Annotated in this window: 9 protein-coding genes; 6 read left to right on the plus strand and 3 right to left on the minus strand. The window is 72.4% G+C overall.

Annotated features, from left to right (window positions below):
* On the plus strand, positions 1 to 1,347 hold a 1,347-nt coding region (locus J0670_RS12780), incomplete at its 5' end, for a serine hydrolase (protein ID WP_207811636.1).
* 56 nt (positions 1,348 to 1,403) lie between these two features.
* Here J0670_RS12780 and J0670_RS12785 read toward each other — a convergent pair.
* Complete coding sequence (locus tag J0670_RS12785; protein ID WP_207811637.1) at positions 1,404 to 2,465, minus strand: ATP-dependent DNA ligase; 1,062 nt, start codon at positions 2,463 to 2,465, stop codon at positions 1,404 to 1,406.
* A 66-nt stretch (positions 2,466 to 2,531) separates the two neighbouring features.
* Here J0670_RS12785 and ligD point away from each other — a divergent pair, with 66 nt between their 5' ends.
* The 3 genes from ligD to J0670_RS12800 are packed head-to-tail and all read left to right on the plus strand — an operon-like array spanning position 2,532 to position 4,851.
* Complete coding sequence (gene ligD / locus J0670_RS12790) at positions 2,532 to 3,539, plus strand: non-homologous end-joining DNA ligase (RefSeq protein ID WP_243436942.1); 1,008 nt, start codon at positions 2,532 to 2,534, stop codon at positions 3,537 to 3,539.
* Between the two features lie 22 nt (positions 3,540 to 3,561).
* Entirely contained in the window at positions 3,562 to 4,161 is a 600-nt protein-coding gene (locus J0670_RS12795; protein WP_207811638.1) for a bifunctional 2-polyprenyl-6-hydroxyphenol methylase/3-demethylubiquinol 3-O-methyltransferase UbiG, read from the plus strand.
* Positions 4,162 to 4,200: 39 nt separating this feature from the next.
* Positions 4,201 to 4,851 carry a GNAT family N-acetyltransferase gene (locus J0670_RS12800; protein ID WP_207811639.1) on the plus strand — a complete coding sequence of 217 codons (651 nt, stop codon included), beginning with the start codon at positions 4,201 to 4,203 and terminating at the stop codon, positions 4,849 to 4,851.
* A gap of 131 nt (positions 4,852 to 4,982) precedes the next feature.
* On the opposite strand, the gene J0670_RS12805 is transcribed toward J0670_RS12800, so the two are convergent.
* Positions 4,983 to 5,969, minus strand: coding sequence for a LuxR C-terminal-related transcriptional regulator (locus tag J0670_RS12805; protein WP_207811640.1), 987 nt, complete (start codon positions 5,967 to 5,969; stop codon positions 4,983 to 4,985).
* 333 nt (positions 5,970 to 6,302) lie between these two features.
* Here J0670_RS12805 and J0670_RS12810 point away from each other — a divergent pair, with 333 nt between their 5' ends.
* Positions 6,303 to 6,626 carry a hypothetical protein gene (locus J0670_RS12810; RefSeq protein WP_207811641.1) on the plus strand — a complete coding sequence of 108 codons (324 nt, stop codon included), beginning with the start codon at positions 6,303 to 6,305 and terminating at the stop codon, positions 6,624 to 6,626.
* 217 nt (positions 6,627 to 6,843) lie between these two features.
* Positions 6,844 to 13,047, plus strand: a complete 6,204-nt coding sequence (locus tag J0670_RS39875; protein ID WP_207811642.1) for a DNRLRE domain-containing protein — start codon at positions 6,844 to 6,846, stop codon at positions 13,045 to 13,047.
* A gap of 167 nt (positions 13,048 to 13,214) precedes the next feature.
* Here J0670_RS39875 and J0670_RS12820 read toward each other — a convergent pair.
* On the minus strand, positions 13,215 to 13,892 hold a 678-nt coding region (locus J0670_RS12820), incomplete at its 5' end, for a metal-dependent hydrolase (protein WP_207811643.1).

The raw sequence follows: 13,892 nt of genomic DNA on the forward strand, positions 1-13,892 counted from the left end.
GGCGACTCGACGTCCGCCGGGCGGGCCGGCGGAGCGGCGCTCACCGCCGAACCCGCCGCGCTCAGCCCGTCCGCGACCTTCGGCGGCACCACCGCGACCGGCGGCAGCCCCTCCGGCGGGGTCGTGGCGCTCACGCCCGACGTCACGGGCCGGCTCGACGACGCGATCAAGCAGGTGATGAACCGGGCCTCGCTCCCCGGCGTGATCGTCGGCTACACCACCCCCGCCGGCGGCTACCAGCGGGCCTTCGGCGCCGCCGACAAAGTCGCCGGGACGCCGATGACGCCCGACCTGTACACCCGGATCGGCAGCGTCACCAAGACCCTCACCACCAGCGCCGTCCTGCGCCTGGCCGACCAGGGCAGGCTCGGCCTGGACGACCCGGTCTCCAAGTACGTCCCCAACGTCCCCGGCGGCGACGGAATCACCCTGCGCCAGCTCGGCGACATGCGCAGCGGCCTGTACAACTACACCGACGACCCGGACTTCCAGCAGGCGCTGTTCAGCGACCCGAACCGTTCCTTCACCCCGGACCAGCTGCTCGCGTACGCGTTCAGGCACGCGTCGAACTTCGCACCGGACTCCAAGTTCGAGTACTCCAACACCAATGCGATCCTGCTGGGCCAGGTCGTCGAGAAGGTCGGCGGCCAACCGCTCGGCGACTTCCTGAGGACCCAGGTCTTCGCCCCGGCCGGGCTCAACAGGACGGTCTTCCCGACCGACGCGACCATCCCGGACCCGCACGCCCACGGCTACACCAACCAGACGCCCAACGGCTCCACCCAGGACGCCACCACCTGGAACCCGTCCTGGGGCTGGGCCGCCGGCGCGGCGATCTCCGGCCTGGCCGACCTCCAGAGCTGGTCGAAGGTACTGGCCACCGGCATGCCGCTGTTCAACCAGGCCACCCAGACGGAGCGGCTGAAGTTCAAGGACACCGGCTCACCCGACGTCGCCTACGGCTTCGGGCTGTTCAACACCCACGGCTGGATCGGTCACAACGGCTCGCTGCCCGGGTACGAGACCGTGGCGGTGTACCTGCCGGCAGCTCAGGCCTCGCTCGTCGTCCTGGTCAACACCGATACGCTGTACCAGGGTTCGGAGCCTTCGACGCTGCTGGCCAAGGCGATCACGCAGATCGTCTCGCCGGGCAACGTCTACACGCTGCCGGCCACGATGGCGCCCAGCTCGACCTCTACGTCGGCGCCGCCATCGCCGTCGGCTTCGGCTTCGGTTTCGGGTTCGTCGCCCGCGTCGGCCTCGCCCACGGCGGGCGGCTCGGCCCCGGCCCCGACCCCGGGCACGACGGGCGGCATGACGCCCTCCGCCTCGCTGTACCTGTCGTGATTCCGGGCCGCGTCAACGCCCGAACCATGCGGCCGATCAAGCCTGTTGATGTTCCGTCACATTCCCAGCACCTTGCGGAGGTCGTACGAGACCGGCTCCTCCAGTTGCTCGTACGTACAGCTCTCCGGCGCGCGGTCCGGCCGCCAGCGGCGGAACTGCGCGGTGTGCCGGAAGCGGGTGCCCTCCATGTGGTCGTAGGCGACCTCGGCCACCCGCTCGGGGCGCAGCGCGATCCAGGAGAGGTCCTTGCCGCCGGTCCAGCGGCTGACCGCGCCCGGCAGCCGCCCCTCGGCGTGCGCGGACTCCTCCGCCCAGGCGCCCCACGGGTGTTGGGAGAGGTCGTCGAGGCGCAGCGGGGCGAGCTCCTCGGCGAGTTCGCGGCGGCGGGCCATCGGGAAGGCGGCGCAGACGCCGACGTGCTGGAGCCTGCCCTCGGCGTCGTTGATGCCGAGCAGCAGCGAGCCGACCACCGGGCCGCTCTTGTGCTCGCGGTAGCCGGCCACCACGCAGTCGGCGGTGCGCTCGTGCTTGATCTTGTACATGGTCCGCTCCCCCGGCCGGTAGGGCTGGTCCAGCGGTTTGGCCACCACACCGTCCAGCCCGGCGCCCTCGTACTCGGCGAACCAGGCCTGCGCGAGCTCGCGGTCGGTGGAGGCGGGGGCGGTGAACACCGGGTCGGCGGCGTCGGCCAGGGCCGCTTCCAGGGCCGGGCGGCGCTCCGAGAGCGGCCGGTCCAGGAGGGAGTCGTCGCCGAGGGCGAGCAGGTCGAAGGCGACGAAGGAGGCGGGCGTCCGCTCGGCGAGCAGCCTGACCCGGCTCGCCGCCGGGTGGATGCGCTCCAGCAGTTCCTCGAAGCGCAGCCGCCCGTCCCGGGCGATCACCACCTCGCCGTCCAGGACGCAGCGGGGCGGCAGCTCGCGCTTGCAGGCCTCGACCAGTTCGGGGAAGTACCTGGTCAGCGGCTTGCCGGTGCGACTGCCGAGCTCGACCTCGTCGCCGTCGCGGAAGACGATGGCGCGGAAGCCGTCCCACTTCGCCTCGTACTGCATCCCCGGCGGGATCTTCGCCACCGACTTGGCGAGCATCGGCGCCACCGGCGGCATCACGGGCAGGTCCATGCGTCCGATCCTCGCCCGGTTCGCCCCGGGGCGCGCGCCGGGCGCCGCGCGCTTAGCGTGTGAGGCATGGGCTCAGCCGTGGAACTGGAAGTCGCCGGGCGGACCGTCCGGCTGTCGAACCCGGACAAGGTGTACTACCCCGAGCGCGGCTTCACCAAGCTGGACGTCGCACAGTACTACCTGGCCGTCGCCGACGGGGTGCTGCGCGGGCTGCGCGACCGGCCCACCACGCTGCAGCGCTTCCCGGACGGCGTGGACGGCGAGTTCTTCTACCAGAAGCGCGCGCCCAAGGGCCTGCCGGACTGGCTGCCCACCGCCCGGATCGAGTTCCCCAGCGGCCGCTCCGCCGACGAGATCTGCCCCACCGAGCCGGCCGCCGTGCTGTGGGCGGCCAACCTGGGCTGCCTCACCTTCCACCCCTGGCCGGTGCGCCGCTCCGACACCGACCACGTGGACGAGCTGCGCATCGACCTCGACCCGCAGCCCGGCACCGACTTCCACGACGCCGTCCGCGCCGCCCACGAACTGCGCGCCCTGCTGGAGGAGTACGGGCTGCGCGGCTGGCCCAAGTCCTCCGGCGGGCGCGGCCTGCACGTCTACGTCCCGCTGGCCCCCGAGTGGACCTTCACCGACGGCCGGCACGCCGTGATCGCCCTCGGCCGGGTGCTGGAGCAGCGGATGCCCGGGCGGGTCACCACCGCGTGGTGGAAGGAGGAGCGCGGCGAGCGGATCTTCGTCGACTACAACCAGATGGCCCGCGACCGCACCATCGCGTCCGCCTACTCCCTGCGCGCCCGCCCGCGCGCCACCGCCTCCACCCCGCTGCGCTGGGACGAACTGGACGACGCCGCCCCGGAGGACTTCGACCTGCGCACCGTCCCGGCCCGCTTCGCCGAACTCGGGGACCTGAACGCCGGGATGGAGGACCACGCGTTCCGGCTGGAGGGGCTGCTGGACCTGTACGAGAAGCAGCTGCGCGACGAGGGCCTCGGCGAACTCCCCTACCCGCCCGACCACCCCAAGGCGGCCGGCGAACCCACCCGGGTCCAGCCGAGCCGGGCCCGCAAGCGGTAACGGGTACTGGCATCCTGGCGGGATGCCGTTCGATCACAACGACCACTACCACCGGCTGCTGCTGCGCCAACTCCCCGCCGGGGCCCGCCGGGCGTTGGACGTCGGCTGCGGGACGGGCGCCTTCGCCCGGGCACTGGCCGACCGCGGTGTCGAGGTGGACGCCGTCGACCGCGACGCCGCGGTGATCGCCGCCGCGTCCGCCCGCGGCGGCGCCACGCGGATCCACTACCGGCAGGCGGACGTCATCGAGTTGGAGGTGCCGCCGGGCCACTACGACTACATCTCCTGCCTGGCCTCCCTGCACCACCTGCCGATCGACACCCTCGACCGGCTGCGCGAGGCGCTGGCGCCGGGTGGAGTGCTGGTGGTGCTGGGCTGCTACCGGTCAGAGACGGTCCGGGACCGGGCGGTCAGCCTGGCGGCCGTACCGGTGAACGCGCTCTGTCGGCTCGCGGTGCACCTGCGTGAACGCGGCTCGGAGCCGGCCCCGCAGGCGCCGGTCGCGGCGCCGAACACCACCCTCGCCGACGTACGGGCTTACGCCGCACGGCAGTTGCCGGGTTCCTCATTGCGGCGGCTGCTGTTCTGGCGGTACCTGCTGGTCCATCGGCGTGCCCGGTGATCGACTAGGCTGGGCCGATATTCCGAGGAGGGGAACGCGATGGGCGTGCGGGGGCTGGCGGAGATCCTGGCGGACGCGGCGGGCGGGGTGTTTCCGCCGCCGGACGGGACGGTGACGGTGGTGCCGCAGCCGTCGCCCCGGGACACCGGGGTGCTGGCCTTCGCCGCGCACTCCGTGGTGTTCACCGACGAGGACCCGGCCTGGGTGCACGAGACGCTCGCCGCCGTGGCGGGCGATCCGCTCGCCGCGCCGCTCTGTCCGCCCTTCCTCACCGCCTTCGCCGAGCGCACCGGGCGGACCGTCAACAACATCGACCTGCTCTCCGTCGCCGACCGTCTCCCGGGCGAGCCGCCGCTGCCGCTGGCCGAGATCGAGGACCGCGAACACCTCCGGGTGCTCCGGGCGCTGGACTACCGGGAGGACGTCCGGGTCTTCACGGCCGACGGCGGCGTGCTGATCCTCGGCCGTGGTGTGGCGGGCCGCTGGGAGGCCGCCATCGAGGTCGACCCGCAGGCCCAGGGGCGCGGCCTCGGTCGCGCCCTCGCCACGGCGGCCCGGCACCTGCTGCCGGAGGGCGGGGCGGTCTGGGCCCAGCAGGCCCCCGGCAACGCCCCCAGCGTCCGCGCCTTCCAGGCCGCCGGCTACCGGCCGGCCGGCGCGGAGGCGCTGCTGGTGGTCGGGCAGCCCTGAGGCCCGGCCCGGGCCGCCGGTCAGCGCTCGATCGTCCACCACCGCTGGTTGGCGCCGGGACGGAGGGCCGTACGGCCTGACCGGCGGCCCGAACTCCACCTGCCCGTACGGGCCTTCGCCCGGACGAGCGGCTACAACCAGCCGCGCCGGGCGGTCTTCAGTCCGGCCTCGAAGCGGCTCACCGCGTCGAGACGCTCCATCAGGGCGGCCATCTGCCGCCGGACGGTCCGCACCGAGACGCCGAGCCGCTTGGCCGCCGCGTCGTCCGTGAGCCCGGTGGACAGCAGCCGCAGCAGCTCGCGCTCCCCGGCGGTCAGGGTCAGCGATGTCACCCCGCCCCGGTCGTCGGCGATCGGGACGGCGGTCTCCCAGGTCTGTTCGAACAGGGCGACCAGGGAGGCGACGATCCCCGGCTCACTGGTGCACAGCGCACCGGCCCGGGTGTTCCCCGGGTCGATCGGCACCACGGCCGTGCTCCGGTCGAAGACCAGCATCCGCGGCGGCAGCACCGGCGCGGTCCGCACCTCGCCGCCGAGGGCGGTCATCCAGCGGGCGTAGTCGAGGGTCTCCGGGGCGTCGTAGACGCTGTCCTGGTAGACGGTGCGCAGGCTGACTCCGCGTCGCAGGGCGTCCTCGTCGAGCGGCCGGGACGCGGCCAGGCTGGCCGCGGACTGGCCGCCGCCGGGTATCACCGCCAGGACCTCGCTGGTCAGCCTGGCGGTCAGCACCTCCAGCTTGTCCTGGATGGCGTCCAAGCCGAGCAGCCGCTCGCGGCCGCCCACCGGGGTGTCGGCCCGCAGCTTCGCGTACTCCCCCAGGGCGTGCGCGACGGCGGCCTTGGAGGCGGCCACCTCCTGCTGTCGGCGTGCGAGTTCCTCCTCCTGACGACGCAGCAGGATCTCCAGTCCGCGCTCCGGGCTGACCGGCCGCAGGGCGCCGGGCCGTTCGCGGGAGGTTCGCAGCAGGGTGAGGTCGGCGAGCCGGTCGAGGGCCGCGCGCACGGCGCTCTCGGGGAGGCCGAGACGTTCACAGAGTTCCGCGACCCCCCCTTCGCGGTCGGCGAGCATTTCCCTGTAGACGGCTTCCGCAGTGGCATCCAGCCCCAGCAGTTCCAGCACTTCTCGACCCCTGATCCCCGTGGACGATTCCGTATGCCCGGTCGGCCCGGGGGCTGATCATTCCTCCGGCCGGAACGCGCTCGCAAGGGCATGATCCGGTCAACGCCCCGCCCCGGTCGCCGGCCCCGTCGGGGCCCACAACAGGGCGGTAACCCGGGGCGTTGCCCGGTGCGGTGTTGCAGCATGCTGCCTGTCCTGATCCTGCCCGCGGATTCGCTTCCCGTGGCGGGCCACGGAACGCGAGGATTCGTGGCGCGCGCACTCCCCAGATTTCTGGACACCCAGAATTGCGGTCTCCCTCAGCGCAGTTCCCGCACAGAACAGGACTCCTTCGTGTCGGTCCGTCCGGTCCCCGCCGTCCTCCTGCTCCTCGCCCTCGCCGGTTCCTTCGCACCGGCCTTCGCCGCCGGTCCGACCGCCCCCGGCTCCGCCCCGTCGGAAGAGACGGCGGCCGCGGAGGTCCAGGCCGCGCTGTGGGCGTGCGCCGCCCTGGGCGACGGCCTGGAACACGTGCGCGTCCGTGCCGTTCCCGACGGCATCGGCCTGGTGCTCTACGTCCGCGCCCCCGACGAAACGGCGGCCTGGTCGAGGACGCGGGGCCTGCTGGACCGGGCCCTGGCGGCCACCGGCCGGCTCTCGTCCTCCGGCATCCGGTAGTCGCACCGACCGCCGGAGTCCGCATCGGCCACCCGTCGTCGCGCCCGAATGGTTTCCATCGTTCTGGACGATTTTCGACCGTTCCCGCCCGTCCGGGACATTGGCTGATTCATTGCTATCGCTTTACCGCCGCATGGCTGACGCGCCGTCGGCAGACCGGCCATGCCCCCCATTCCTCCAGGCCCTTCCTGCCCGCACAGAACAACCGAGGAGTTCCATGTCACGCCCCATGGGCGAACCACCACGGCACCGGACCGAAGCCGGCTCGCCGCCCCCCACCGCGCCCCGCCGCCGCAACGGCGTGCTGCGCAACACCGCCGTCGCCCTGGCCGTGGTGCTCTCCGCCGAGGCCGCCGCCGTCATCATGACGACCGGTCAGGCCGTCGCGGTCACCCCGGAGCAGGCCCCGAAGCCCGTCAAGGCGCTCGGGGCCGCCGAGGCCAAGGACATCGCCACCGCCCACCTCAAGGCCCGGTTGGAGAACCGCCGGATCGAGGTGGTCGACGAGCGCACCGAGTCCACCACCACCTGGATCAACCCGGACGGCACCACCACCCTGGACGTCGCCTCCGGACCGGTCCGCTACAAGGACAAGTCCGGCAATCTCCGGCCGATCGACGTCGACCTCGCCCGGCAGTCGGACGGCAGCGTCAAGGCCAAGGGCCACCCGCTCAACCTTTCGCTGGCCGGTGCCACCCCGCCCGCCGCCGCGTCGAAGTTCAAGGCGGCCGGCGCCCCGACCGGGGACCCGAAGGCCCCGACCACCCCGCTGGTCTCGCTGGACAACGGCCAGGGCACCGCCATGTCGCTGTCCTGGCGCGGTGCTCTGCCCGAGCCCGCGGTGGACGGCGCCAAGGCCCGGTACGCGAACGCGCTCACCGCCACCGACCTCGTCATCGAATCCACCCGGACCGGCTTCGAGCAGTTCCTGGAGCTCAAGGACCGCTCGGCGGTGGCCGCCAACGGCAGCGTGACGCTCACCCTGGACGCGGCCGGCCTGCAGGCCCGGCAGAACCCGGACAACTCGGTGTCGTTCATCGACCCGAAGACCGGCCAGGAGGCGGGACAGCTCCCGGCGCCGGTGATGTGGGACGCGCAGGTCGACGAGCGCAGCGGCGACCACACCCGCACCGCGCCGGTCGCGCTGAAGGTCACCCAGAACGGGAACGCGATCGACCTGACGCTGACCCCGGACGCGGCGTTCCTGAACGACCCGAAGACCCAGTACCCGGTGACCATCGACCCCGCGGTCAACATCGGCGTGGGCTTCGACACCTTCGTACAGCAGGGCTACGCCACTGATGTCTCCTCGCAGACCGAGCTGAAGCTGGGCAACAACGGCTCCGGCCAGATCGCGCGTTCATTCCTGCAGTTCCCGATGTCGAAGATCAGCGGGAAGCAGATCACCGGCGGCAAGCTCAACCTGTGGAACTTCCACAGCTGGTCGTGCACCGCGAAGAGCTGGGAGGTCTGGGACACCGGCACCGCCACCACGGCCACCCGCTGGACCGCCCAGCCCGGCTGGAACAAGAAGTGGGCCACCTCCACCGCGACCAAGGGCTACTCCAGCTCCTGCAACGACGGCTGGGTGAACCAGGACATCACCGCGCTGGTCAAGGCCTGGGCCGCGAACGGCAACACCAACAACACCCTGGGCATCCGGGCCACCGACGAGTCCGACCCGTACGGCTGGAAGAAGTTCAACTCCGGCAACGCGACGTCCAACACGCCGTACCTGTCGGTGACGTACAACACTCCGCCGGCCGTCTCCACCCTGGTCTCCCCGGCGGACGCCGCGATCACCGGCGACGCCACCCCGACGCTGTCCGCCAAGGCGACCGACCCCGACGGCGGCAACATAGCCCTGGACTTCGAGGTCTGGACGTCCAACGGCACGGCCGCGCTGCAGTCCGGCCGCACCGCCATGGCGGCATCGGGCTCCACCTTCACCTGGACCCCGGGCACCGCGCTGGCGGCCGGCAGCTACAAGTGGCGCTCCCGCTCCTGGGACGGCACCGCCAACAGCGCCTGGTCCTCCTTCCGCACCCTCACCGTGGACACCACCGCGCCCGGCACGACCACCGTCTCCTCCGGCGACTTCCCGGCCGGTCAGTGGACGGGCACCCCGGACGCCAACGGCGACTACAGCGGCACCTTCACCTTCACCCCGCCGACCAGCGACGTGAAGGACATCCAGTACAAGCTGGACGGCGGGGCCTGGGTCACCGCGGCCACCACCGGCACCCCGGTCAGCGCCAAGCTCACCTTCAAGGCGGGCGCCCACACCGTCACCGCGCACAGCCGGGACGCGGCGGGCAACGTCTCCGCCGACAAGACCTACGCCTTCTACGCCGGCAAGGGCTCCGCCCTGGTGGCGCCCGGGGCGGGCGAGCGCCCGGCCCGCCGCACCTCGCTGCAGGCGGAGGGCAACAGCACCTACACCGGCGTGCGCTACCAGTACCGCCGCGGTGAGACGGACGTCTGGAAGGACGTGCCGGTCGCCAACGTCGCGACCACCGACGGCAAGGCGGTGGCCGCCTGGCCCTTCGCCGCGCCCAGTGGCAAGCCGGCCGCGCTGACCTGGAACATCACCGACACCCTGGCCGAGAACGGCCCGGTCGACGTGCGCGCGGTGTTCACCGACGGCACCGCCACCGACGCCACCGAGCCGAACACCGTCACGGTGGACCGCAACGCGGGCACCGCGCCGGAGACCAAGGTCGGCCCGGGCTCGGTGAACATCCTCACCGGTGACCTCACCCTGTCCGACACCGACGCCGAGGCCTTCGGCCTGCACGCCGAGCGCTCCTTCTCCTCCCGCCGGCCCGCCAACGGCTCGGCCCAGGAGGGCCAGGCGGCGATCTTCGGCCCGCAGTGGAGCTCCGGCACCACCGCCGAGATCACCGACGCCGCCTACTCCTACGTCCGCCAGACCTCGGCGACCTCCCTCTCGGTGGTCTCCGCGGACGGTTCCGAGGTCGGCTTCACCGCCACCGGCTCCGGCGGCTGGAAGCCCGAGCCCGGCGCCGAGAACCTCACCCTGACCGGTGCGTTCACCGGCGCCTTCACCCTGAAGGACACCGAGGGCACCACCGTCACCTTCGCCAAGGTCGACCCGGCCGCCACCACCTGGCAGGCCTCCGCCTCCTCTCTGCCCAGCAACAACTCCACCACCTCGGTGGTCTCGGAGAAGGTCGTCACCGGCGGCAAGACCCTGGCCCGGCCCAAGTACGTGGTCGCCCCCACCTCGGCGACCGCCTCCGCCGACTGCGCCGCCGCGCCCGCCACGGCCGGCTGCCGGGTACTGGAGTACGTCTACGCCGACACCACCACCGCCGCCGGCTCCGTCCTGGGCGACACGGCCGGCCAGGTGAAGCAGATCCGCCTGTGGTCCACCGACCCCGGCGCCACCACCGCCACCCCCGTCGTCGTCTCGCAGTACGCCTACGACGACCAGGGCCGGCTGCGCGAGGTCTGGGACCCGCGGATCAGCCCGGCACTGAAGACCGCCTACGGCTACGACGCGGCCGGCCGGGTCACCACCGTCACCGAGCCCGGCGAACTGCCGTGGACCCTGGAGTACGGCAAGGCCGGCAACGCCGCCACCGCCGGCGACGGCATGCTGCTCGCCGCCTCCCGTCCTTCCCTCAAGCAGGGCAGCAAGGACGTCACCGACGGCACCGCCACCACCTCGATGGTCTACGACGTCCCGCTCAGCGGCGCCAACGCGCCCTACCCGCTGGCGCCGTCCGACGTCGCGGCCTGGGGTCAGAGCGACGCCCCGACCGACGCCACCGCCGTGCTGCCGCCTGACGCCGTCCCGGCCACCCACGACGGCAAGGCCCTCGGCACCGCCGGCTACAACCGCGCCTCGCTGACGTACACCAACGCCTCCGGCCGCGAGGTCAACACCGCCGCCCCCGGCGGCGCCATCACCACCACCGAGTACAACGCCTACGGCAGCCCGGTGCGCACCCTGTCCGCGGAGAACCGCATCCTCGCCCTGGCCACCACCGGCAACGACCTGAACAAGCTGCGCGCCCTGGGCATCGCCGGCCGCTCGACGGCCGACCGCGCCCAGGTGCTCTCCTCGACCTCGGTCTACTCGGCCGACGGCAAGCGCCTGCTGGAGAAGTACGAGCCGCTGCAGCTGGTCACCCTGGAGCACGCCCTGGCGGCCTCCGGCACCAGCCCGGCCCTCGCGGCCGGCGCCGAGGTCCCGGCCCGCGCCCACACCGTCAGCGCCTATGACGAGGGCCGCCCCACCACCGCCGCGGTCAGCGACATGACCACCTCGGTGACGGTCGGCGCCCGGATCGACGGCTACGCCGCCGACGCCGACCCGCGCACCACCGCCACCGGCTACGACTGGGCCCAGGGCCTGCCGACCACGTCCGTCCAGGACCCGGGCGGCCTGAAGATCACCACCACCACCGGCTACGACAACGCCGGCCGGGTGACCTCGCAGCGCCGCCCGAACTCCACCGGCTCCGACGCGGCCACCACGGTGACCGGCTACTACACCGGTACCGGGACCGGCCCGTGCGCCGGCCACCCCGAGTGGGCCGACCTGGTCTGCTCGATCGGCCCGGCCGCGCAGATCGCCGGCGGCGGCAGCAACCCGCTGCAGCTGCCGACGAAGACCTTCCAGTACGACCGCTGGGGCAACGTCACGGTCCAGACCGAGACCGCCAACGGCGTCACCCGCACCACCACCCGCAGCTACGACGCGGCCGGCCGCCCGGTGAAGATCTCGACCACCGGCGGCACCGGCACCGCCCTCGCCGACACCGTGCTCGGCTACGACCCCGCCACCGGCCAGCGGGTCTCGATCAACAACGGCAAGGCCACCATCACCCAGGGCTACGACAAGCTCGGCCGCCAGATCTCCTACGACGACGGCGCCGGCAACGTCACCATCACCGAGTACGACAAGCTCGACCGCCCGGTGAAGAAGTCCGACTCGGTGCCGTCCACCGTGACCTACGGCTACGACACCGCCAAGGACCCGCGCGGCCTGCCCACCTCGCTGACCGACTCGGTGGCCGGCACCTTCACCGCCTCCTACGACGTCGAGGGCCGGCTGGTCGCCCAGACCATGCCCGGCGGCAACACCCTGACCAGTACCTACGACAGCCAGGGCATCCAGACCGGCAGGACCTACACCAACCAGGCGGGCGCCGTCCTGCTGGCCGACACCGCCGACTACACCGTCCACGGACAGCAGGCCGGCCGCACCCAGAGCGACGGCAACAGCACCACCAGCAGCTACACCTACGACGCCACCGGCCGCCTCACCAAGGCCGCTGACAGCACCGGCCTGGCCTGCGCCACCCGGAGCTACGCGTTCGACAAGAGCAGCAACCGGACCAACCGCACCAGCGTCACCGACGACTGCGACCCGGCCACCGCCGACGCCGTCACCCAGGCCGAGAACCACGGCTACGACACCGCCGACCGCCTCACCGACGCCGGCTACGTGTACGACGCCTTCGGCCGCACCACCGCCCTCCCGAAGGGCACACAGGTCGGCTACTACACCAACGACCTGGTCCGCACCGAGACCCTCGGCGACACCCGCAAGACCTGGGACCTGGACGCCTCCGGCCGCCTCGCCCTCTCCACCACGGAGACCAAGGGCACCGACGGCACCTGGACCGTCACCGCGCAGGACACCAAGCACTTCGACGGCGGCAACGACACCCCGACCTGGTCCAAGGACGCGGCCGGCAAGCTCACCCGCAACGTCCAGGACCTCACCGGCCAGCTCACCGCCGCCACCGGCACCGACGGCGGCGCGATCCTGCTGCTGACCAACCTGCACGGCGACGTGTCCGTCCAGATGTCCCCGGACGGCACCGAGGACCTCGCCGTCTACCACTACGACGAGTACGGCAACGTCGTCGACGCCACCGGCTCGACCGAGTACGGCTGGCTCGGCGGCCAGCAGCGCGAAGCCGACAGCCTCTCCGGCCTCACCCTGATGGGCGTGCGCCTGTACGACTCGACCACCGGCCGGTTCCTGCAGACCGACCCGGTCCTGGAGGGCTCGCCGAACGCCTACGGCTACCCGGTCGACCCGATCACCATGGACGACCTGACCGGCATGTCCTGGAAGAAGAAGTGGACCACCTACTTCAGCCGGACCGAGGGCAACGTCATCGGCGGCCTGCTGATCGTCTCCAGCAAGGTCTCCAAGGGCATCTCCAGCATCCTGAAGAAGGTCCCGCACATCGCCGCCCGGGTCGCCGGCTGGGTCCTGTGGGCGCTGTCCTACCTCATGAAGAGCATCGGCAAGAAGTTCATCAAGGCCGCCAACAAGCGTGGCAGCCACGGGGTCCGGTTCACCTTCGGCATCTGGGACTCCAGCCACTGGTACATCCCGGACTATCCGACCTACCGGGTGGACCCGCGCTACTGAGCCGGGTACGACACCTCACCGACGCTCCACTGACGCAAGGCAGGATGCACGACAGGTAAGGCCGGGCCCGGGGGAACTCCCCCCGGGCCCGGCCGCTTTTGCGGTTCGGGCGGTTCCCGCCGGATGCGCGACAGCATCGGGGTCTCCACGGCGGGCGGCCGTTGGCGTCAGCCGTTGCCGAAGAAGCCGAGCGCGCCCGCCGCGCAGACTCCGCCGGCCCCCATGAAGAGCGGCGTCAGCACCTTGATCTCCACCCAGCTACCGGCCCGGAACCGCATGCCCTTCGGCGGACCGACCGGGTACCAGCGCCGACGCCCGACGGGGATCGGCCACAACACCGGGCAGCCCGAGACGGTCAGCGCGTCGCCCAGGCAGTGCACCAGCGCGCCGAGCGCGATCGGCAGCCCGATCCAGAGGTACTGCTGCCCGGGCTCCTCGAACAGCCACTGCGAGCCGTTGCCGGGCTTGTCGAGGACCTCCGCGAGCATCCACGCGCTGGTCGCCCCCAGCAGCCACACCAGGATGTCGCTGGAGACCCGGGCGTGCCGCCACAGCAGGCCCTCGATCGCCAGCACCATGTGCACGAACAGCACCGCCAGCACGCCCCAGCGGCCGCCGAAGACGGCCATCGCCGCAGCACCCGCCCCGCACAGCACCGCCCAGGGCCAGGTGTGCGTCAGCGTCCGGTGGCCGCCCGAGCGCCGCGGGTCACTCTTGCTCCGGGTGGCCTTGTACACCGCGTACGAGAGGTTGTCGATCACTTCGCAGAGCGCCCGGGACACCGGCCCGAACGCCCTGGATATCGTCGCCGCCTTGTGGTCCAGGTCCGGCGCCAGGGCCGCCCC

The sequence above is a fragment of the Streptomyces sp. FH025 genome, assembly GCF_017427025.1.
Classification (GTDB): Bacteria; Actinomycetota; Actinomycetes; order Streptomycetales; family Streptomycetaceae; genus Kitasatospora.

Excerpts from the sequence above, each read along its gene's own strand:
- J0670_RS12785 (WP_207811637.1), bottom strand. The coding sequence starts at position 2,465 with ATGGACCTGCCCGTGATGCCGCCGGTGGCGCCGATGCTCGCCAAGTCG.
- ligD (WP_243436942.1), top strand. The coding sequence starts at position 2,532 with ATGGGCTCAGCCGTGGAACTGGAAGTCGCCGGGCGGACCGTCCGGCTG.
- J0670_RS12795 (WP_207811638.1), top strand. The coding sequence starts at position 3,562 with ATGCCGTTCGATCACAACGACCACTACCACCGGCTGCTGCTGCGCCAA.
- J0670_RS12800 (WP_207811639.1), top strand. The coding sequence starts at position 4,201 with ATGGGCGTGCGGGGGCTGGCGGAGATCCTGGCGGACGCGGCGGGCGGG.
- J0670_RS39875 (WP_207811642.1), top strand. The coding sequence starts at position 6,844 with ATGTCACGCCCCATGGGCGAACCACCACGGCACCGGACCGAAGCCGGC.